This window comes from Flagellimonas flava (genome assembly GCF_900129665.1).
GTDB classification, from domain to species: Bacteria; Bacteroidota; Bacteroidia; order Flavobacteriales; family Flavobacteriaceae; genus Flagellimonas; species Flagellimonas flava.
Window position 1 is genome coordinate 1 of sequence record NZ_FQWL01000010.1, and the last position, 21,978, is coordinate 21,978.

The following is a 21,978-nucleotide window of genomic DNA, read 5'->3' on the forward strand; positions in this document are numbered from 1 at the left end:
GAGTTCTGAGTTCTGAGTTCTGAGTTCTGAGTTCTGAGTTCTGAGTTCTGAGTTCTGAGTTCTGAGTTCTGAGTTCTAATAACAAAACAATTTTCAATTCCACACCAATTACCTTTTACCATTAATCCACAAGAAAACAAGCTCAAATCTAAGTTCAATGCCTAATTCCCAACCACTGATTTCTGATTACTGAACTTTGACCACTGACCACTGACCACTGACTACTGACTACTGACTACTGACTACTGACTACTGACTACTAATAGAACAATTTTCAATTTCCCATTTTCAATTCCCACTCCCTTAACCTTTTACCCATAAACCCTTAACCCAAAACCCCCATCCGTCAATCCAAACAGGGCATCCGTCAATTGGCGAACCTACCAATGCCCACAATCAAGTTTCTTGCTTCTTTAACCATAAAACATTTAAAATGAAAAAAATTGTCTACTTCGCCTCACTTGTTCTCTTGGCCAGCCTTTTGATTGTGGCCTGCAAAAAAGATGATGATTCCACACCACCGGTAGAACACACAATAACAACTTTTACCCCAACAAGTGGACCACCAGAAACACTAGTGACCATAAATGGGACCAAGTTTACCAATCAGAACATTTCGGTAAAATTTAATGGTGTTGATGCCGAAATTAGCAGTGTCGCAGCTTCAGGCAATCTGCTTATGGCCTTTGTGCCTGAAGGTGCCCAAACCGGGAAAATTTCCGTGACCATAGATGGTGTAGAGGTCAAAAGCACCAATGTATTTACCGTAACCGAGGAGGTTTCTGGGCCAGATGCCATTGAACTGGCCGCAACCACCTTGGAAATGCACACCTTGGACACTTCGGAATTTCCAGAGATCACCAATTTGGATGAGTTTCCAAATGGTTCTTCCTTTCAAATCGAATCCAACAATCCTGACATTGTTGCCATTAATGAGGAAGGGGATTTGGTTGCCTTGCAAGCTGGCAGTGCAGAAATTGAGGTCACCATGGCAGAACTTTCAGCCACGGTTGATGTAGATGTAAATTCAAGTGAAATTATAACAGGATATGTCAATAATGGAACCTATGATATCCCAACACTTTGGATCAATGGTGTAGCTCATGATCTTAATGATGGCACCGAAGATGCCACCGCAGAAGAAGCCATCATAAAAGGTACTACAATCTATGTTGCAGGGTATGGTGGAAATCTTAATAGAATAGCCAAATTATGGACTATTCAGGGGGAAGATATTACCGAACTAGATTTGACGGACGGGACCAGAGATGCGTATGGAAGATCTTTAGCGGCAGATGATGATTTTGTATACGTGGTTGGGGACGAAAAAAGAATTAACATAAATGATAAAGTTGCAAAATTATGGAAACTTGTTAATGGGGAATTGGTCGCGATTACCCCTCTCACCCATCCAGAGGGTAGTGACGCCAACGCCAGCGCAATTGCCATAAGTGAAAATGGCACAAGATATATTGTAGGGCATCAAGAAATTAATGGTGCGTGGAAAGCTAGAGTATGGGAAAACGAAGAAAATGAAACACAGCTGGAAACAAGCAATATGGACAATGAGTCGTTTTCCAGTGATATTTATGTTGACGGAACACAAGTATACATCTTGGGAAGGCAAAGTAATGATAATGGAGACTATCCTACAGTATGGGAAGAAGGACAGCCCCATATTTTACCATCTTCTTCACAATATGCTTATGCCTCATCCATTATCGTAGACGGTGGCACTATTTTCGTAGGTGGCCGCCAACTTGGAGACCATATGCAAGGTGCCATTTGGAATAATGATTCTTACCAAGATCTTGATGACTCTGGAGTGGACTCTTCAGTCAATTCAATTTTCTATTATAATTCCAAAGTTATTGCTGTTGGTTACGATTTAAATGATGGTTTTAAATCTTTTGCAGTAAAGTGGGTTAATGGGGAAAAATCCATAATTGCTGGAGATGGAATTAACGACGCCCGCGCTAAATCCATTATTATAAAATAACCATCATGTGTTCGTTCAAGTGTCCTTCTGAAACAAAATACACCTCAGGTTACAACGCAAGGTTGCAAAAATTCCTTTCTTACCAAAAAAGCCGCCCAAAGGGCGGCTTTTTTATTTCCTTTTATAAAGCGGCACCGCAGAACAAGCCTCACCATACATTACACTTTTGGCAACCTGCTGTATTTGGGTCATGGCCAAGATATAGGCGTTTTCCGGTACGGGTTTGTTGGAGCAGCCTTTGATGATCACTGGTTTTTCCTTAAAAGGTTCCAAGTCCAGTTGGGAAAGTTGTTCTTGGTACAACGAAGTTTCCAAAGTTTCCAAATTCCCCACCACTACTTTTTTTGCAAAGGGGGTAAGCTTGGAGGCTACCAGCATAAAAGCCCAGCCGGGTACAATCGCGTCCGTGGAGCAGGTCAAGGCCACATAGGCATCTTGGTAATTAGACCAGTCTTGTTCATCCAAGTGAAATCTAAATTCCTTTTCCCGAAGAATAAAACCTTCATACAGCCAATCTTTAATATCCACAACTTCCCTGCGGCCTTCTTGGTAGAAATCCTCAAGGTCAAAGGTGATTAGTTTGCTTTCAGCTACGCGGTTTCTTATTTCTTCCATCGGTTGTAAGAGTTCAGAATTCAGTCGTCAGTAATCAGTAGTAAGTTCTCATGGTTTTAATGTCTGATTTCTGACCTCTGTTATCTGATATACAAAGTTAGTTCTTGTTTTTTAAATGCTGGATCAACCCGTAAATGGTCTTGGATATTTCTTCACAAATTGCATAGGTCTTTTCAAAATCCTTTGCTGTTATATAATTGGCATCTATGGCCAAATACAACTGCGATTTTACTTCGTAGCATGAAGCCTTGGCAACATTTAAAAAGTAAATGAACTCCTTTTTTGACTTTCTTCCGAAACCTTCTGCTATATTGGAAGAAACAGAAATGGAAGCTCTTCTAATTTGATCTTGTAAAGCAAAATCCCAAGAAAAGGAACTTCCACTGGTCAACCTATGAATTTCTTTGTTCAGTTTTCTGGCCCGCTGCCAAGAAACCAGCTGTTCAAACCCCTTATCCATAATAGTATCTTCTATTTTAGGATATCCGAGGTTATGATATCAATATTTGATTCTAATTTGTTACTCTTTTTTGGAAGTCTGATGTCTGAAAATTTACAACAATCCCAACTCCAACTTCGCTTCCTCGCTCATCAAATCCTGGGTCCAAGGAGGGTCAAAGGTGATTTCCACTTCCACATCGTTCAGCGCGTCCAAAGATTTTACCTTCTCCTCTACCTCCACTGGAAGTGTCTCGGCAACAGGACAATTCGGTGATGTCAAGGTCATTAATATCTTAACATCATAATCCTCATTGACGAATACGTCGTAGATCAAACCCAATTCGTAAATGTCCACGGGAATTTCTGGATCGTAAATGGTCTTCAATACTCCAACGATTTTCTCGCCGAGTTCTTGGGTGTCTATAGTTGTTTCTTCGCTCATTGTATTCTAATTCAATTGTGTCTGATATGCCACAGCATACAATTTCAATTGCTTGATCATGCTTACCAAACCATTGGCCCTGGTAGGGGACAAATGTTCTTTCAACCCGATTTCATCAATAAATTCAGTATTGGCATCAATGATATCTTGCGGTCTTTGGTTACTAAACGCCCTGATAAGAATCGCAATGATTCCCTTGGTAATGATTGCATCACTATCTGCTGTAAACACCAATTTATCCTGGTCAAGCTCGGCATGCACCCAAACTTTGCTCTGGCATCCTTTGATGATGTTATCTTCGGTCTTATATTGATCTTCTATCAAAGGAAGGGACTTGCCCAGTTCGATCATATATTCGTAGCGCTGCATCCAGTCATCAAACATGGAAAACTCATCAACGATCTCTTCCTGTATTTCTGCTATGGTCATCTATAAATTTTGTTCAAAAGTACGACTCGGTTTCCTGTCAATCAATTCTTTAAGAGAAAGATAACTTTAGACTAGAGCAGCATGTTCCTGGCCTTCTTTACGCCTTCCACCAAGACGTCCACTTCATCTTTGGTATTATAAAAGCTAAAACTTGCCCTAACAGTGCCTGGTATCCCATAGAAATCCATAATAGGCTGGGCGCAATGGTGTCCGGTACGCACGGCAATGCCCAACTTGTCTAAAATGGTTCCAATATCATACGGATGAATACCTTCAATATTGAATGAAATCACCGAAGTCTTGTTCTCCGAAGTTCCGTAAATTTTCAAGCCCACAATATCCAACAATTGTTCCGTGGCATACTTTAGCAACTCCTCTTCATAGTGCGCCAAAGCCGCAAATCCTATGGAATTCATATAATCCAGTGCAGCGCCAAAGGCAATGCCCCCACAGATATTTGGTGTCCCCGCTTCAAATTTATGGGGCAAATCGGCATAGGTCGTTTTCTCAAAGGTAACCTCAGCAATCATTTCTCCCCCGCCTTGGTACGGTGGCAGCTTATTCAGCCATTCTTCCTTTCCATAAAGCATTCCAACACCCGTAGGTCCACATATTTTATGGGCAGACACGGTATAGAAATCTACATCCAAATCTTGCATATCCGCTTTAATATGGGGTGCCGCTTGAGCTCCATCAATCAAGACTGCAGCTCCCATCCGGTGTGCGGCGTCGATAATTTCTTTTATGGGATTTATAGTCCCCAAAGCATTGGATACATGGTTACAGAACACCAATTTGGTCCTATCGGAAAGAAGTTTATGGTATTCCTCCATGACCAATTCCCCATTAAGGTCCATTGGAATCACTTTCAGAACTCCACCCGTGCGCTCGCAAAGCATCTGCCAGGGCACTATATTGGAGTGGTGTTCCATGGCTGAAACCAAAATCTCATCACCCTCCTTTACAAATGCGGTAAACCCGTTGGCTACCAAATTGATACTGTGGGTAGTCCCAGATGTCAGAATGACCTCATGGGCTTTTGCAATATTAAAATGGGTTTGGATTTTCTTCCTTGCTGCTTCATAGGCATCCGTGGCCTCTTGGGACAAGGTATGCACCCCGCGATGGATATTGGCATTGTACCGTTGATAGTACTCTACAATAACATCGATTACCTGCTGCGGGGTCTGGGAAGTAGCGGCGTTATCCAGATACACGAGAGGCTTTCCGTTCACTTGACGCTGCAGGATGGGAAAATCCTTTCGGATTTTTTGTATGTCCAACGCTTCCTTTATCATGAACTACAGCTCAAACCCAACACGAACTCCTAAAGTGTTGGCGATAATCTTATTGATCCTGGTCTTCAACTCCGGGATGCGAACACTTTCCAAAACGTTATTGGCAAAGGCGTACATTAACAAAGCTGTGGCCTCCTTCCTTGGTATTCCCCGTGACTGTAGATAGAAAAGTGCATCTTCATCCAACTGACCAATGGTGCATCCATGGGAGCATTTTACATCGTCCGCAAAAATCTCCAACTGCGGTTTGGTATTGATGGTGGCCTTATCACTGATCAAGATATTATTGTTCTGCTGAAAGGCATTCGTCTTCTGGGCAATCTTGTCCACAATGATTTTTCCATTGAAAACCCCGGTGGATTTTTCCCCAAAAATACCTTTGTAATCCTGATGGCTCTCGCAATTAGGCTGCGCATGGTGCACCAGGGTATGATGGTCTACATGTTGCTTGTCACCTAAAATCGTGACCCCTTTTAGGATAGAGTCAATACGCTCACCATTCTGATAAAAATTAAGGTTGTTTCGGGTTAACTTTCCGCCAAAGGAAAAGGTATGTACCCGTACTACGCTATTATCTTTTTGTGAAATATAGGTGTTATCAACAAGAGAAGCCGTCTTGGCGTCGTTCTGAACCTTATAATAATCCACATTGGCATCCTTGGCCGCAAAAATCTCCGTTACCGAATTGGTGAATACCTCATTCTCGGTTAAGCTTTGGTGCCGCTCTATGATCTGAACCTCCGCATTTTCTTCGGCAATGACCAAGTTTCTGGGCTGCAACATCAAAGCGGCCTCGTTTCCTGTCGCAAAGTGAACAATCTGAATGGGCTTCTTGGGCACCTTGTTCTTTGGAATGTAGATATAAGCACCTTCTTTGCTAAATGCCGTGTTCAAAGTGGTCAAGGTTTCATCCTTGGAGGCCACCTTATTGAAATATACATCAATAACCTGTTTGTATTGTGGTTTGGTCAAAGCGGCACTCATCAAACAAACATCAACACCATCGTGCGTGGTCTCAGAGAGGTAAGAACTATATACTCCATCCACAAACACAATTTTATAAGTGTCTATCTCATGAAGGAAATACTTTTTGATATCCCTATACTCCAAAGCACTTTCCTTTTTAGGAAAAACACTGAAGTCCACTTTTTGGATATTGTTCAAGGAAGTATATTTCCAAGCTTCGTCTTTTTTGGACGGGAAGCCCTTGGTCTCAAAATTCTTGATAGCCTCGGAACGAACCTCATGAACTGGATGATCCAAATCCACGTTATTCTCAAAGGCTATAAATGAAGAAAGTAATTTATCTTTTAAATCCATATAATCAGTGTTCAGTTATCAGTGCTCTGAAATCTAATGTCTGAAATCTCAATTCTTTTTCCTATACAACCGTCTCCTGCTTTATCCAGTCGTATCCTTTTTCCTCAAGCTCCAGCGCCAATTCCTTGGTACCGGATTTTACGATCTTGCCATCGTGTAATACATGGACAAAATCTGGAACGATATATTCCAATAATCTTTGGTAGTGGGTAATTACGATAATGGCATTCTCTCCACCACGCAGCTTGTTTACCCCGTTGGCCACTATGCGCAAGGCATCAATATCCAAACCGGAATCGGTCTCATCCAAAATAGCAAGCTTTGGTTCCAACATGGCCATTTGGAAAATTTCGTTTCGTTTTTTCTCTCCTCCTGAAAAACCTTCGTTTAAGGAACGGGACAAAAACTTTCGGTCGATTTCCAATAGTTCCGATTTTTCCCGAATCAATTTCAACATCTGATTGGCGGGCATATCCTCCAATCCACGAGCTTTCCTTGATTCGTTAATGGCCGTCTTCATGAAATTGGTCACGGTAACCCCGGGTATTTCAACCGGATATTGGAATGAAAGAAAGATTCCTTGATGGGCTCTTTCCTCGGGAGAAAGCTCCTCCAAATCCTCACCATTCAGGGCAACGCTCCCTTTTTTGACCTCAAATTCCTCTTTCCCTGCAATTACTGAAGCCAAGGTACTCTTACCGGAACCGTTTGGTCCCATGATTGCATGAACTTCCCCGGCCTTGACCTGAAGGTTGATTCCCTTCAAAATCTTTTTATCCTCTACGCTAGCGTGTAAATCCTTTATTTCTAACATGGTGTTCTACTCAATTTTATTTTAGGTAATTATCCTACTGATCCTTCTAAGCTGATTTCCAACAATTTTTGGGCCTCTACCGCAAACTCCATGGGCAGTTTGTTCAGTACCTCCTTGCTAAATCCGTTTACGATCAATGCAATGGCCTTTTCCGTATCGATTCCCCTTTGGTTGCAATAGAAAATTTGGTCCTCCCCAATTTTACTGGTTGTGGCCTCATGTTCTATTTGAGCCGATTTGTTTTTCGCCTCAATATATGGGAAGGTGTGTGCACCGCATCGGTTGCCCATAAGCAGTGAATCACACTGTGAAAAGTTTCTTGCATTTTCGGCGCGACTGTTCACTTGCACCAAACCTCTATAGCTATTCTGCGATTGTCCAGCTGAAATTCCTTTGGAGATGATAGTGCTCTTAGTGTTTTTTCCCAAGTGGATCATTTTGGTACCCGTATCTGCTTGCTGAAAGTTGTTCGTTACAGCAATCGAATAAAATTCTCCAATGGAATTATCTCCTTTAAGTACGCAGGATGGGTATTTCCAAGTCACTGCGGAACCGGTTTCTACCTGAGTCCATGAAATCTTGGCATTTTTCTCGCAAAGGCCTCTTTTGGTAACAAAGTTGAAAACGCCACCCTTTCCGTTCTTATCCCCTGGGAACCAATTCTGTACCGTAGAATATTTAATCTCTGCATCGTCCAAGGCGATCAATTCCACAACTGCGGCATGCAACTGGTTCTCATCTCGTGACGGCGCCGTGCAACCTTCTAAATAACTCACATAACTTCCTTCATCGGCGATTACCAAAGTTCTTTCGAACTGTCCGGTCCCAGCCTGGTTGATCCTAAAATAGGTAGAAAGCTCCATGGGACATCGCACACCTTTTGGAATGTAGCAGAAAGACCCATCTGAAAACACCGCCGAGTTCAGGGCAGCATAAAAATTATCCTTTTGGGGAACCACGGTCCCGATGTATTTCTTCACCAATTCTGGATGCTCTTGAATCGCTTCGGAAATGGAACAGAAAATAATCCCTTTTTCGGCAAGGGTTTTCTTGAATGTGGTAGCTACGGAAACCGAGTCCATGACAATATCCACGGCCACACCTGCCAATTTCTTTTGTTCGTCCAACGAAATTCCCAAACGCTTGAAGGTATCCAGCAATTCTGGGTCTACCTCATCCAAGCTATTATACTTGGGCTTTTTATTTGGAGCGGAATAATAAGAAATGTCCTGAAAATTGGGTTTTTCATAGTTGACATTGGCCCATTCCGGTTCTTCCATTTGCTTCCAGACCCGGAAAGCTTCCAACCGCCATTCGGTCATCCACTCCGGCTCCTGCTTTTTTTGTGAAATGGCAATAACAATATCCTCGCTCAGTCCCTTGGGAAAAGTTTCGGATTCGATATCGGTATAGAAACCATACTCATATTCTTTGGTTTCCAATTCTTTTTTTAACTCTTCTTCTGTGTAAGCCATACGCTCAATGAATCAATGACCTGAGGTCCATTAACAATTTTAGAGTGAAAAACTCTCTCCGCATCCGCAAGTGCGCTGGGCATTTGGATTGTTGAATACAAAGCCTTTGCCATTCAATCCACCCGAATATTCCAAAGTGGTTCCCACCAAGTACAAAAAGCTCTTTTTATCCACTAAGATGCGAATTGCATTATCTTCAAAAACCTTGTCGGTTTCGCCTGCAGATTTATCAAATTTCAACTCATAGGACAATCCACTGCATCCACCACTTGTGACACCAACACGAACAAAGTCGGTAGTGGAATCAAAGCCCTCTTCTTCCATCAAAGTCGCCACCTTTTTTTTGGCTGTTTCTGAAACCTTAATCATTCTTACTTGGATTAGTTCTAAATAGCTTACAAATATAGGTTATAAGTAGGGTTTAACCTCATTTCCTAACATTATAATAACGAATGATCCAATAGGGGTTATCTATAGAACTGGAAAGTTATTTTATTTTGATGACCACCATATCGGTGAGCCCTTTAGATTCCAAGGATGGAAAGTCATCACTTGCAGTTTCCCCGACCAGAATCAAGCTGCCATCCCCATTTTCCAAAACATCAAAACCGAAGTCGATTCCCGTGCCACCAAATGTCTGTTGAAAAATGAGGTTTCCCTGGGCATCCGTGCGTAAAATCCAGAGATCGTTCTCTCCATTGTTTTGGGAAGCATCCCCATCCAAACTTTTGGAATTTCCCGCTATGACAAAGCCACCATCAGAAGTTGACCTAACCGCTTGCGCAGCATCAAAAGCTGTGCCTCCATAACTTTTCTCCCAAAGCAAGTCGCCATTGCTGCCAACCTTGACCAACCAAACATCAGATTCACCCTTGTTCTCGGAAACATCTTCATCTGTGCTAAAGGTATTGCCTGTTACCACGTATCCCCCATCGAGGGTTTTAGCGATCGCATAGGCTTTGTCTATCCCGGTTCCTCCAAACGATTTTTGCCAAAGCATCTCGCCCTGATCGCTCACTTTCACGACCCAGAAGTCGTAGCTTCCCTTGGGGTCGGTGATGTCAAAATCGTCACTCTCTGAAGCTCCTGCCAGCACAAATCCCCCGTCATCAGCTTGCAACACCCCATAGGATCGATCATTGTTGGTCCCGCCAAAATACCTTCGCCACTCCAGATTGCCATTGGCATCCAATTTGGTCCCCCAAAACTCGCCTACGCCATGACGGGTCAAATAACTGCCCTTCCCTTCATTGCCCGCTCCCCCCGACGAGGTCACATCCAAAAATCCAGCAAAAAAGAAGCCGCCATCGGTGGTCTCGACCACATCATAGGAATGGTCATGCCCTGAAAATCCGAAGCTTTTTTCCCAAAGTATATTTCCGGAAGCATCCAAGCGTAAAATCCAATTGTCATGAAATCCTTCATTATTGCTTCCATCCCCGTCATCACTCATGGCATAACCCACAATGGCGTATCCTCCATCCAAGGTCTGAATGACAGATTGCCCACGATCATCCTTGGTTCCCCCATAGGCTCTATCCCATTGCAGATTCCCATCGGCATCCAGCTTTACCAACCAATAGTCATTTACATCGGTGGTCTTGCCGGACAGGTCTCCATCCATACTATTGCTAAACCCAAGAACCGCATAGCCTCCGTCCGTGGTCTGTATTACCGACTGGGCGGTATCTTCACCACTGCCTCCAAAGTTTTTCACCCAATCAAGCTCTCCCAAAAATGTTTTTTGCACCAAGGGCGGGGTTTGGGAATCATCAGAAGTACATGCCACCGTTAGTAGCGCACACAAACATCCAAACAATTTTTTCATAGCATGTACTAATTGGATTTTTGAAGTACGAACAGTCCCGAATTGATATCGTTGACAATGATCTTACCGCTGGAAAAATAGGGATAAACACTCCATACTCCCTGAAACCCTGCAGTATCGTTGGAAGGATAGGTGTCAAAAAAAGCTGTTTCGGTGATATTCTCGTTTTCAATATCTGAAATATCCAGCACGCGAAGTCCGGCCGTATAATTGGCCAGAAAAAATTCATCCCCCAATACATAACCGTTATGGTCAATGGCTCCTGTTGGGCCCAAATAGGTAGTGTGTAATTGTGGGCTTTCCAAATCGGAAAAGTCGAAAACAAGAGTCCGTGAATTGAATCCAAAATCCGTTTCATCGAGTTCATCCCCAAGAATAAAATAACGTTGGTCCTCTGTAAACCATCCTTGATGGGTGTACCCAATATTGGAATATCCCAGGGTAGCTATTTCCACCGGATTGGATTTGTCGGTAATGTCGGCAATGGCAATTTGATTCTCATTGGCGCCGATAAAAATCTCGCGCCCGGTGTAGTCCGTGTCTGGACCTTGGTAGGTGACCACCTGTGCATCATGGGTATACCCGTTGGCTCCATAGCCCCCTATCCCAGTAGGACTTGTTGGATTCTGAATGTCTATAAAATGGACACCTCCACTGAAGGCATCATTTCTGGCCGTGCCAACCGGATACGCGAAACCCATGTCCTCATTGATTACGATGTTATGAGCGTTACCAATTCCGGTATATCTGGCATCATGGGTAAAAACTTGCGGTGGGTCGGCCACATCCCTCAATCTGGTCAGGTCAAAGACCTGCATTCCGTGGTTTGGTGCCTCTGCAACCACAAAGACATGATTGCCGTATACTTTAAGATCACGCCATGTACTGGATGATGTTGCTGTTGGAAGTTTGCCAAGATAGACCGGATTATCGGTATCGGTTATATCAACAAATGAGGTCCCATTGTCAAGACCAATTAGGGCATATTCCCGATTGTTTTGGCTATCGGTCCAGCCCCAAATATCGTTTCCGGCATTTCCAGCAAATGCGGACAGATCCATTTGTAATAAAAGGTCATAGCCATCACAGGAAAAAATAGCGGCAGTGCCACTTTCACAGGGGGTGAGTCCCCTTGTGACCTCACCGGTTCCAACATCAGATCCGTTATTGCCATTTCCAAGACCGTTGTTTGTTGGGGCATCGTCATTGGAACAACCCATCACCAGAAAGGCGATGAGGAGCATGGCCAAAGCAGGTCTCATCATTTCAAAGCAATTTTAAGTTCATCTTAAAGATACCATTTTATAATTATCCTGTTTACTTTTGCGCCATGTTAGAAGACAAGAATCCGCAGCGTACCAACTTGGAAAATCTAGGGGAATTTGGGTTGATCAAACACCTCACCCAACATTTTGAACTGAACCAACCATCTTCATTGACAGGCATCGGAGATGATGCCGCGGTGCTCGATTTTAAAGACAAGAAGACAATCGTCTCTACGGACTTATTGGTGGAAGGGGTTCATTTTGACCTTAGCTATATGCCACTAAAACACTTAGGGTATAAATCGGTCATGGTGAACCTGTCCGATGTCTATGCCATGAATGCCAACGCCACCCAAATAACCGTTTCCCTAGCTGTATCCAATAGATTTCCATTGGAGGCCTTGGAGGAATTCTATGCGGGAGTGGCCCTGGCCTGTAAAACCTATGATGTGGATTTGGTAGGAGGTGATACTACCTCTTCGGCTAAAGGAATGCTAGTTAGCGTTGTGGCCCTGGGTATGGCCGATTCAGATGACCTTGTTTACAGAAAGGGCGCCAAGCCCAATGACCTGTTAGTAGTCACCGGTGACCTAGGTGGTGCTTATCTGGGATTACAGGTTTTGGAACGCGAAAAGGAAGTTTTTAAAGTGAACCCCAATAGTCAACCCGATTTGGAGCCCTACTCTTATATTGTGGAACGCCAACTTAAACCGGAAGCGAGAAAAGATATGGTGGAACTGCTCGAAAAACTGGCCGTCAAGCCTACTTCCATGATCGACATTAGCGATGGGCTTTCATCCGAAATTTTGCATTTATGCGAGCAAAGTGAGGTGGGCTGTAATCTCTTTGAAGATAAAATTCCTTTGGATCCAACGGTAATCTCCGCCGCTGAGGAATTCAAAATGGACAGCACCATGATCGCGCTCTCAGGAGGGGAAGATTACGAGCTGCTGTTTACGATAGACCAAAATGATTTTGATAAAATTAAGGGAAATCCCAACTTAACCGTCATTGGGCATATGACATCCAAAGAAGAAGGGGCACATCTGGTAACAAGGGCCAACACAAAAATTGCGCTTACTGCCCAAGGCTGGAACTCCTTTGCGGAATAAAAAAATCCCGAAAACCAAGGGCACTTCTCGCTAAACGGTCTTGGGGCACTTGACTGAATGGAACGAGCTGCTTACTCAATCTCCGGGATAAACCTTAGAAATTGTAGTACTTCATAATTTGTAACGCGCTATTAGGCTACTTGTGGAACTTGTCTGCTGCGTCTTTTACGATACATATCTTCAAGAGTGCTGTTGATGTCCTGCATTTGAGGCGTCAATGCAGAAAGTCTGCCACTGGCGTCAGTGGTAACTTCTTTTTGACAATGCAGGCATTTGTACTCTTTAATGTGTTGTGTTACTTTTTTGGATACTACATAATGGTGTCCAAATAAGTTGCAGAAGAAAGAAGAAAATTTGTTGCCATGGTGGGTAGTGGTGGTCTTCATAAGATAGGTGTTGTTTGGGGAAGCATTCAGGTCGATTTGGGGATCGAAGAAAATGCGATAGTCTGGTGTTGTAATTTTATATTATACAGTCAAAATTTGATTACACTTTTATTTAGCAACGGTTGTTGATAACTTTTTATTTTGTGAACCAACATGAAAAACCCTTTTTTCGACGAAATGCACGAATCTCGATTAAAAGAGGAATTACATCGTTGAATTACGTGTTCGAAATATAGTATTTTGATTTATTTTAACAAAAAATTATTAACACTTTATGAACAGAAAAACCGTCGCCATAACTGCCTTTGCACTTTTCTCACTCTTCTTCGGAGCGGGCAACCTTATACTTCCACCCCAATTAGGGTTTAAATCGGGAGGACTTTGGTGGCTTGTTGCCTTGGGTTTTTGTATTTCCGCAGTTCTAATACCCATTTTGGGTATTCTCGCACACTCCAAACTTCAGGGCACCATGTTCGATTTTGCCAAAAAGGTATCTCCTACGTTTAGCGTTTTCTATTGTTATATCGTTTATGCCATTTCCATTTCGTTGCCATCGCCCAGAACCGCCTCCGTTACCCATGAAATGGCAGTGCAGCCCATTTGGAATTCTTCCTCATTGATTACTAGTATTATCTATTTCATCTTGGTCTATATTTTTGTGGTGAACCGATCCAAAATCCTGGACGTGGTTGGGAAGTTTTTAACCCCGGGAATTTTGATTGTGTTGCTATTGATTATGGGAGCTGCCATTTTTAACCTGGATTTCAACTTTGGCTCCTCGCAGTTTGCCAACACCTTTACCCATGGTATTTTGGAAGGCTACCAGACTTTTGATGCCATCGGAGCGGTAGTTGTTGGAGGGGTCATTATTATATCCATCAATATAAAGGATGGTAAAGCTTCTTATGAGGAAAAGAAAAATCTAATTGGGAAAGCCGGTTGGCTTGCTGGACTTGGATTGTTTTTGGTCTATGCGGGATTGATCCTGACCGGGGCATTGTTTGGTGACACCTTTGATGCGGATATTTCCAGAACGGCTCTTCTTACCGGTATAAGCCTTGAAACTTGGGGCAATACGGCTACATTTCTGCTCAGTATTTTAGTAGGTTTGGCCTGCTTCACGACCGCTGTGGGAATTGTAACCGGTACCGCGGATTTTATCAAAGGTCGATTTAATGAGTCCCGAACTGCCTACACCCTTACTGCGATAATAGGTTGCGTTTTGGGAGTGTTAATGGGACAATTCAATGTGGGCTACATTATTGCGGTTGCCTTACCGGCCCTAATGTTTATTTATCCTATTACCATTGTGTTGATCATCTTAAATGTGGTTCCTGAAAAATGGGCCTCCCCCAAAGTTTTCCGGTGGGTGGTGGCTGCTACGGTCTTATTCAGCATTCCAGATTTTTTAGGGAGTGTAGGATGGGGAGATGCCGTTGCCAGTTTTACTTCATGGATACCGCTAAGGGAAAATCATATGGGATGGGTACTGCCAGCCCTGCTGATGTTCTTGGTGGCAAATCTTACCAAGTCGAATCAATCAAATCCATAATGCCACTATTTTGAAAAATAGTCGCTCCATGTGGCCAAGGAAGATCGCTCTATTCCACCTTCATCAAGTAGACCTGTATCTCTCCAGAGTTGTCCAAGGTCCTTAAGTTCATCTGGAAAGGTCTCCCAAAGTGCATCATAATCCCTATGACCCCACCAAATCACAAACTCATAGTTTTGATTCTCTGCGTTGGCCAGCAAGGTTTGTAGGTATCTATTTTGTCCGGTCTCATTCCCTGCAATGTTTACATTAAGGTTTGGAACCACCAAATCTTCTGCTATATGACCCGTTTCCACAAAGGCGATAGGTTTATTGACCCGGTTATGTAAAAAATCAAGGGCTTGCTGAAACCCCTCTTCCGTAGTAAGGTTCTTAAAAAAAGGATAGAAGCTAATGGCCACAAAATCCATTTGGTTCATGCGGGTCACTATCTCATTAATATAACCTTCTGGTTCGGCAACAATAGGGTCATAGAGGTTATGGAGTGAAATGGATTCAGAAATTGGGATGCCGGGATGGATTGTCCTTATCCTTGAAATTACATTTTGCATCAAACGCGTATAGGCCGGCCATTTGTCCGCTGACCGTAGCCGCAATTCGTTCACCTCAATGGCGATGACCAGATAATTGGGTTGAAACTGACCCAACAGGTAATCAATATGTTTTACATAGGCGTTTTCGATCTCCTCATCGTCCAAATTGGTATATGCTGGAATGCTCCCATCTAGATCCTCGGCCAAATCGTCCCTGTTGGAATTCAGAAGGCTCACGGAAAGCAAAAGTTGTTTTTGGGCTATTTTCCGGTTTGCCCTTCCGGTGATTTCATTGGTAAACGCAGTGGGAAGGGGTTCATCGTTTATCCAGGCTTCCCACGGAATTTTGTTATCAATGTGTTCGGCATAGATATCGCTATTGTCCGCAATAAAGGAATAGGTATTGTTTAAATCCTCGAGGTTCGGCCCATAACTCCAAGTGGTGAATCCCATCTTAAAATTTCTTTCAGTTGGGCTTTGATTTTCCTCAAGATCATCACTGCAAGCGGATAGGGCTAAGAATAGTACCCAAAAAGTATGATGGAATTTCTGAAACATAGTCGAGGGGTTCAAATTTTGAACGGCACCCACAAAAAAATATTGCGTTTCCTCTACAGTTCTATAAGACCATAGGAGTCCTCAGACCATCAGATAAAATCGCCTCTCCCACTCTTAATCTTTTTCGCTTGGACTAAACCAACTCCAATAATTGTTTGCTGCCGCAATAATGGAAAACTCGGCAGCAACGGTTTGTCCAATGGCAATCAACATGGATGCGTCATTCGCATAATCTGGACGCAGACGCTCCCGTACCTCGGCATCGGGTTGTGTGATTTTGATAGTGAGCCGGGCAATCTTTAGGGCTAGTGCCCTACCTTCTTCCGGTGTTGCCGTTAGCAAGGAGTTTCCCGGAATCAATTGGGTTTGTTCTGACATGATATTCTAGTTTTATTATGGAACAAAACTAGTTTTGGTGCGGAAGCAAAACAGTGACAGGTGTTACTTTACAGTAATTTTATTTTTCGGCCTTGCTGTTCCACTTTTTGGGTAATCCCCAGTTTTTTCATCACACGGGTAATCACCTCCCTGGAAGTCCCAAGATCATCCGCTATATCCTGATGCGAAATGGAGAGCAATGTTGAATTCTCCAGTTCCGATTTGGTCCTTAGGTATTGCAGCAATCGCTCTTCCAAATTATGACAAACCAATTGTTTAGTGGTTTGCAATAAATCTGAGTAATGTTTTTGGTAATCCCCCACCACCAAGCTCCCAAAAGACGGATATTGGGTCATCCAAAGTTTTACTCGCTCCACCGGAAGCAGCAGCAGCGAACTATCCGTCTCGGCAATTGCCGAAAATTCAGCTTGGTTACCATTTAGAATATGTGCAAAGCTATAAATGCACGAGTTGCCCGATGTAATGTAGTACAACAAAAACTGCACGGTGTCCTCTATGCAAAACACCTTGACCTGCCCGGAGACCACAATGGGAAGATACTTTACAAATTGTCCTTGCTCAACTATAAATTCCCCTAGATTATAATCCTTTAAAATAGAATGTGCCTCCATCTCCTCCATCAAGGGTTTCTCTAGAAAGGGATAGCAGTCGTTAAGGAAAGAGGTGTTCATTTTACCAAGGGTTCGCTAGCCTCTTTTTTTCTTGCTGTAATAATAGATGGCATAGGCAATGACAACCAATAGTACAAATGGGATATAGGACCCGATAACCACTCCAATCTCATAAGCGCTGTCCGGGGCCTCCTCCATCTTCTTTTCAATATCCACCTGCAATAGGGCCAGTAGTCTCATTTATTTGTTCATCAACTCTTCTATCTCCTCAACTTCTATGGGAATATTGCGCATCAGATTAAAGGGCTCTCCCTTTTCCTGGATGACCACATCATCTTCCAAGCGCACTCCAAAACCTTCATGGGGAATATAAATACCTGGTTCTACCGTAAAGACCATATTGGCTTTCATCGGGGTTTTCAGTTCTCCGTAATCATGCGTGTCCAGTCCTATGTGATGACTGGTGCCGTGCATGAAGTATTTTTTATAGGCGGGCCAATTCTTATCCTCGTTTTGCACATCGGACTTGTCCAGCAGTCCCAATCCCAGTAGTTCAGAGGTCATGATTTTTCCAACCTCTTTATGGAATTCTGCCCAAATGGTCCCGGGAACCAGCATTTTAGTAGCTTCATCCTTTACCCGAAGTACAGCTTCGTACACTTCTTTTTGACGGGCTGTAAACTTCCCATTGGCCGGAATGGTCCGGGTCATATCACTGGAATAATTGGCATATTCAGCCGCAACATCCATCAATATTAAATCTCCGTCTTTGACTTGCTGGTTGTTTTCAATATAGTGCAGCACATTGGCATTGTTCCCTGCTGCAATGATTGGTGTATAGGCGAAGCCTTTGGACCTATTTCGGACAAACTCGTGCAAATATTCCGCCTCCATCTCGTACTCCCAAACTCCCGGCTTGGTAAATTCCAAAATCCTACGGAAACCCTTTTCTGTAATATCACAGGCTTGTTGCATTAAATCCAGTTCTTCCGGTTCCTTCACCCCTCGGATGTTTTGCAAAATGGGATTGCTCTTTGCCCATTGATGCGCCGGAAAGTCCTTTTTACATTGTTCAATAAATCGGTCCTCACGGGTCTGGGTCTCAACGGCCTGTCTGTAATGCTCATTGGTATTGAAATAGACAGTGTCCGCTTCCGTCATCAAGTCAAAAAACACCTTGTCAAAATCGGTCAACCAATAAATGGTTTCGATTCCTGAAGTAGCCGTAGCCTGTTCTTTCGTCAACTTAGCCCCTTCCCATATGGCTATGTGCTCGTTGGTCTCACGAACGAAAAGAATCTCCCTGTGTTTGGAATCCATCGCATCGGGGAAAAGTACCAAAACGGTCTCTTCCTGATCAGCACCGCTCAAGTAAAAAATATCCCTATGCTGGGCAAAGGGCATGGTACTATCCGCACTAATGGGATAGATGTCGTTGGAATTGAAAACAGCTATACTCTTTGGGCGCATCTGTGCCGTAAATTTTTTTCGGTTTTTAATAAAGAGCTGGTTGCTAATGGGATTGTATTTCATGCGAAAATTACTTTCTCCAAATGTAGCCAATTGTAATACCCAAGACAAATTCATACCTTCCATCGCGAAACAAAATCCTGACTGCATGAAACCATTTTTACTCCTCGCTTTTTTCCTGCTTTTTCAAATGTTGCCTGCCCAGCAGGAAGCCACTGCCGCCGACCAGGTTATGGATGCCCTGATCAAGAAAAAGGAGATGGCGGAAACTTCCCTTGTAAAGAATATACCATTAAAAAATATTGGCCCCTCCATTATGAGTGGAAGAGTGGTGGATCTGGATGTAAATCCAAAAGACCCATCGGAGTTTTATGTAGCCTATGCTTCAGGGGGATTATGGCACACCAAGAACAACGGCATTTCCTTTGACCCGATAATTGATAGCTCAGACACCCAAAATATTGGGGACATTGCTGTGGACTGGAATACCGGTGTACTCTGGGTTGGCACCGGGGAAAACAACTCTTCACGTTCTTCATATGCGGGTATCGGGATTTTGAAATCAACAGACCACGGAGTCACTTGGAGCAACATGGGCCTTCCAGATTCGCATCATATTGGTCGAATCTTGGTCAATCCAAATAATCCAGATGAGGTAGTGGTAGGAGTCACGGGACACTTGTATTCCCCAAACCAGGAACGGGGAATTTATAAAACCACAGATGGAGGGGAAACTTGGAAACAGACACTTTTTGTCAATACCACAACCGGAATTATTGATGTCGCCTGTTCACCAAACAATTTCAATATCCAATATGCGGCCGCTTGGGAAAAGGACCGTAAAGCTTGGAATTTTAAGGGTAACGGAGCGGCTTCTGGCATCTATAAAAGTGTGGACGGCGGGAGCAATTGGACTTTGATCACTGCGGAAGGAAGTGGATTTCCGACCGGGGAAGGCGTAGGTAGGATAGGCCTTGCTGTTTTTGATGATAATACGGTTTACGCTGTCCATGATAGCCAATTTCGAAGGGAAAAGCAGGAAAAAGAAAAAACAGACGAACTCACCAAAGAAGACTTAAGGTCCATGAATTCAGAAACCTTTTTGACCTTGGATAACAAAAAATTGAACGATTATCTCAAAAACAATGGCTTTCATGAAAAGTACAAGGCTGAGAACGTAAAGCAGATGATCAGAAGCGGAGCCGTAAAACCCATAGACCTGGCCAAGTATCTTGAGAATGCCAATTCCCTATTGTTCGACACTCCGGTCATTGGTGCAGAAGTGTATCGAAGTGACGATTCGGGGAGCAGCTGGAACAAAATGAACGATGATTACATCAACGACCTTTTTTATAGTTATGGGTATTACTTTGCCCAAATTCGGGTCGACCCCAGCAACAAGGATCGTATCTATTTGGCAGGAGTCCCCTTGATCAAATCCGAAGATGGCGGAAAAACCTATACTTCCATAGGAAAGGAAAATGTACATGCGGATCATCATGCGTTGTGGATCAACCCAGCAAAACCTGGACACTTGATCAATGGCAACGATGGGGGTATTAACATCTCCTACGACGACGGGGCACATTGGATGAAAAACAACACGCCAAAAGTGGGACAGTTCTATGCCATTAATGTGGATCAAGAAGAACCTTATAACGTCTATGGGGGCTTACAGGATAATGGAGTTTGGAAGGGCGCCCATGATAATAAGGAGGATTATGCATGGCAGCAAAATGGAAAAAACCCTTGGCAGCGTATAATGGGAGGAGATGGGATGCAAGTCCAAATAGACCAGCGAAATTCCAATATCGTCTATACAGGATATCAATTTGGCAACTACTACAGGCTTGACCTGTCCAAAGGCAAGCAGACGTATATTCAGCCCAAGCACGAACTCGGGGAAGCCCCATATCGATTCAATTGGCAAACTCCCATTCTTTTATCGGAACATAACCAGGACATCCTTTATTTAGGCGGGAACAAACTACACCGCTCCCTGAACCAAGGGAAAGATTGGGAAGCCATTTCTGAGGATTTGACCCAAGGCGGAAAACAGGGGAACGTGGCTTATGGAACTCTGACCACGATTTCGGAATCCCCATTCAAATTTGGCCTATTGTATGTGGGCACTGATGATGGATTGGTGCAAGTATCCAAAAATGCTGGTGGCAGTTGGACAAACGTTTCATCTATGTTTCCAAAAAACCAATGGGTAAGCGAGGTGGCCGCATCCAAACATAAAAAGGAACGTGTGTATGCCACCCTTAATGGGTATCGATGGGATGATTTTACTCCTTATATATACGTAAGCGAAGATTATGGCCAAAATTGGAAAAGCATTTCAAAGGGTATTCCCACGTCTCCTGTGAATGCGCTGGTTGAAGACCCAGAAAACGAAAATTTACTTTTTGCCGGTACCGACAATGGCCTTTATGTTAGTTTTGACCGCGGTAATTCTTGGGAGCTGCTCCAAAATGGAATGCCCAATGTTGCTGTCCACGATTTGGTGATACAACCGAAGGCCAAACATCTTTTAGTGGGAACCCATGGCCGTAGTATTTACAAAGCCGATATTTCCATTTTGCAACAAATGAGTCCGGAGGCAATGACCAAGGAGTTTGTTGTTTTTGATTTGGAAACCATTAAACACTCCAAGTCATGGGGCAATCCTGGCTATACATGGGATAAACCCAATACTCCGGGATTGGACGTCAGTTTTTATTCGAAAAAAGCAGGTAGCTGTTCCGCCAAAATAACTACTGTAAATGGAACTATTGTAAGCTCAACGGAAATGCCTGTTGATCGCGGCATAAACGTTTTGTCCTATGATCTGGCCTTTTCCAAAAAAGGAAAGAGCAATTTCTTAAAGCGTAACAAAATGAAGCTGAAGGAGGCCAAAAATGGAAAAACCTATCTTCCTAAAGGAAACTATGTTGTTGCGATAACAACTAACGGGCAAACTGAAAAAACGGAATTCAAAATAGAATAAATGCAACTGTCGCTAAGCATTCCCGCTTTATTGTTCCCTGCCATTTCATTGACGATGTTGGCATACAATGCTCGTTATTTGGCCATAGCTGCACTCATTCGCCAACTGCACAAACAATATTTGGAGGAGGATTCCCAACCTTTGAAAAAACAGATTGAACAACTGCGCCGTAGATTGCGCATTATCAAAAACATGCAGGCCTCTGCCATTATAAGTTTTTTACTCTCGGCAGTGACCATGTTTTTAATTTATGTGGAAATGAACTTTTGGGCCAACATCATTTTCGGAGTTAGTTTGATTGCCTTAATGATTTCACTTTTACTTTCCCTGGTTGAAGTCCAGCTTTCCACCAAAGCCTTAGGAATTCAACTCAGTAATATGGAAAAATAGTGGTCAGCCGTCAAAAATTTACCTTTTAGTTGTTTGGGATTGCGATTTA

Annotated in this window: 22 protein-coding genes; 5 read left to right on the forward strand and 17 right to left on the reverse strand. The window is 43.2% G+C overall.

Going from position 1 to position 21,978, the window contains the following annotated elements; all coding sequences use genetic code 11:
• The first annotated feature begins 433 nt into the window (after positions 1 to 433).
• Complete coding sequence (locus BUC10_RS16955; protein ID WP_073181886.1) at positions 434 to 1,999, forward strand: IPT/TIG domain-containing protein; 1,566 nt, start codon at positions 434 to 436, stop codon at positions 1,997 to 1,999.
• Between the two features lie 111 nt (positions 2,000 to 2,110).
• Here BUC10_RS16955 and BUC10_RS16960 read toward each other — a convergent pair whose 3' ends face one another.
• The 11 genes from BUC10_RS16960 to BUC10_RS17010 form a co-directional block, all read right to left on the reverse strand.
• Positions 2,111 to 2,614 carry a DUF2480 family protein gene (locus BUC10_RS16960; RefSeq protein WP_073181888.1) on the reverse strand — a complete coding sequence of 168 codons (504 nt, stop codon included), beginning with the start codon at positions 2,612 to 2,614 and terminating at the stop codon, positions 2,111 to 2,113.
• 97 nt (positions 2,615 to 2,711) lie between these two features.
• Entirely contained in the window at positions 2,712 to 3,074 is a 363-nt protein-coding gene (locus BUC10_RS16965; RefSeq protein WP_073181890.1) for a four helix bundle protein, read from the reverse strand.
• A gap of 93 nt (positions 3,075 to 3,167) precedes the next feature.
• On the reverse strand, positions 3,168 to 3,497 hold the full coding sequence (locus BUC10_RS16970; RefSeq protein ID WP_073181898.1) for a DUF59 domain-containing protein: 330 nt from the start codon (positions 3,495 to 3,497) through the stop codon (positions 3,168 to 3,170).
• A gap of 6 nt (positions 3,498 to 3,503) precedes the next feature.
• The gene (locus BUC10_RS16975) at positions 3,504 to 3,926 is read right to left on the reverse strand and encodes a SufE family protein (protein ID WP_073181900.1); all 423 of its coding nucleotides are present in this window, start codon (positions 3,924 to 3,926) and stop codon (positions 3,504 to 3,506) included.
• Positions 3,927 to 3,997: 71 nt separating this feature from the next.
• Complete coding sequence (locus BUC10_RS16980; protein WP_073181902.1) at positions 3,998 to 5,224, reverse strand: aminotransferase class V-fold PLP-dependent enzyme; 1,227 nt, start codon at positions 5,222 to 5,224, stop codon at positions 3,998 to 4,000.
• 3 nt (positions 5,225 to 5,227) lie between these two features.
• A complete protein-coding gene (gene sufD / locus BUC10_RS16985; RefSeq protein WP_073181904.1) occupies positions 5,228 to 6,544 on the reverse strand; it encodes a Fe-S cluster assembly protein SufD in 1,317 nt (438 codons plus the stop codon).
• A 61-nt stretch (positions 6,545 to 6,605) separates the two neighbouring features.
• Complete coding sequence (gene sufC, locus BUC10_RS16990; protein ID WP_073181906.1) at positions 6,606 to 7,358, reverse strand: Fe-S cluster assembly ATPase SufC; 753 nt, start codon at positions 7,356 to 7,358, stop codon at positions 6,606 to 6,608.
• Positions 7,359 to 7,387: 29 nt separating this feature from the next.
• The gene (sufB, locus tag BUC10_RS16995) at positions 7,388 to 8,833 is read right to left on the reverse strand and encodes a Fe-S cluster assembly protein SufB (RefSeq protein ID WP_073181908.1); all 1,446 of its coding nucleotides are present in this window, start codon (positions 8,831 to 8,833) and stop codon (positions 7,388 to 7,390) included.
• Between the two features lie 39 nt (positions 8,834 to 8,872).
• Entirely contained in the window at positions 8,873 to 9,202 is a 330-nt protein-coding gene (locus tag BUC10_RS17000) for a HesB/IscA family protein (RefSeq protein WP_073181910.1), read from the reverse strand.
• Positions 9,203 to 9,320: 118 nt separating this feature from the next.
• Positions 9,321 to 10,661, reverse strand: a complete 1,341-nt coding sequence (locus tag BUC10_RS17005; protein WP_073181912.1) for a hypothetical protein — start codon at positions 10,659 to 10,661, stop codon at positions 9,321 to 9,323.
• Positions 10,662 to 10,669: 8 nt separating this feature from the next.
• Positions 10,670 to 11,926, reverse strand: a complete 1,257-nt coding sequence (locus tag BUC10_RS17010) for a choice-of-anchor B family protein (RefSeq protein ID WP_073181915.1) — start codon at positions 11,924 to 11,926, stop codon at positions 10,670 to 10,672.
• A 65-nt stretch (positions 11,927 to 11,991) separates the two neighbouring features.
• Here BUC10_RS17010 and thiL point away from each other — a divergent pair, with 65 nt between their 5' ends.
• Positions 11,992 to 13,038, forward strand: a complete 1,047-nt coding sequence (thiL, locus tag BUC10_RS17015; protein ID WP_073181917.1) for a thiamine-phosphate kinase — start codon at positions 11,992 to 11,994, stop codon at positions 13,036 to 13,038.
• A 131-nt stretch (positions 13,039 to 13,169) separates the two neighbouring features.
• Here thiL and BUC10_RS17020 read toward each other — a convergent pair whose 3' ends face one another.
• A complete protein-coding gene (locus BUC10_RS17020) occupies positions 13,170 to 13,424 on the reverse strand; it encodes a hypothetical protein (protein ID WP_073181919.1) in 255 nt (84 codons plus the stop codon).
• Between the two features lie 274 nt (positions 13,425 to 13,698).
• On the opposite strand from BUC10_RS17020, the gene brnQ reads away from it, so the two are divergent.
• The gene (brnQ, locus tag BUC10_RS17025) at positions 13,699 to 14,976 is read left to right on the forward strand and encodes a branched-chain amino acid transport system II carrier protein (protein WP_073181921.1); all 1,278 of its coding nucleotides are present in this window, start codon (positions 13,699 to 13,701) and stop codon (positions 14,974 to 14,976) included.
• A gap of 5 nt (positions 14,977 to 14,981) precedes the next feature.
• Here the strand turns inward: brnQ and BUC10_RS17030 are convergent, their stop codons facing one another.
• The 5 genes from BUC10_RS17030 to BUC10_RS17045 form a co-directional block, all read right to left on the reverse strand.
• Positions 14,982 to 16,067, reverse strand: coding sequence for a glycosyl hydrolase 53 family protein (locus BUC10_RS17030; RefSeq protein ID WP_222843735.1), 1,086 nt, complete (start codon positions 16,065 to 16,067; stop codon positions 14,982 to 14,984).
• 114 nt (positions 16,068 to 16,181) lie between these two features.
• Positions 16,182 to 16,445: a hexameric tyrosine-coordinated heme protein gene (locus BUC10_RS17035; RefSeq protein ID WP_073181923.1), complete on the reverse strand. Its 264-nt coding sequence runs from the start codon at positions 16,443 to 16,445 to the stop codon at positions 16,182 to 16,184.
• Positions 16,446 to 16,513: 68 nt separating this feature from the next.
• A complete protein-coding gene (locus BUC10_RS17040) occupies positions 16,514 to 17,137 on the reverse strand; it encodes a Crp/Fnr family transcriptional regulator (RefSeq protein WP_073181925.1) in 624 nt (207 codons plus the stop codon).
• Between the two features lie 15 nt (positions 17,138 to 17,152).
• Complete coding sequence (locus tag BUC10_RS17905; protein WP_165614923.1) at positions 17,153 to 17,317, reverse strand: hypothetical protein; 165 nt, start codon at positions 17,315 to 17,317, stop codon at positions 17,153 to 17,155.
• A complete protein-coding gene (locus BUC10_RS17045; protein WP_073181927.1) occupies positions 17,318 to 18,610 on the reverse strand; it encodes an aminopeptidase P family protein in 1,293 nt (430 codons plus the stop codon).
• An 85-nt stretch (positions 18,611 to 18,695) separates the two neighbouring features.
• Between BUC10_RS17045 and BUC10_RS17050 the strand changes: the two genes are divergently transcribed.
• Together BUC10_RS17050 and BUC10_RS17055 are read left to right on the forward strand one after the other, a co-directional pair.
• Positions 18,696 to 21,539 (forward strand): VPS10 domain-containing protein, encoded by a 2,844-nt coding sequence (locus BUC10_RS17050; protein ID WP_073182015.1) that lies wholly within the window; start codon positions 18,696 to 18,698, stop codon positions 21,537 to 21,539.
• Positions 21,540 to 21,929, forward strand: coding sequence for a DUF2721 domain-containing protein (locus BUC10_RS17055; RefSeq protein ID WP_073181930.1), 390 nt, complete (start codon positions 21,540 to 21,542; stop codon positions 21,927 to 21,929). It begins immediately after the preceding gene.
• The last annotated feature ends 49 nt before the right edge of the window (positions 21,930 to 21,978 follow it).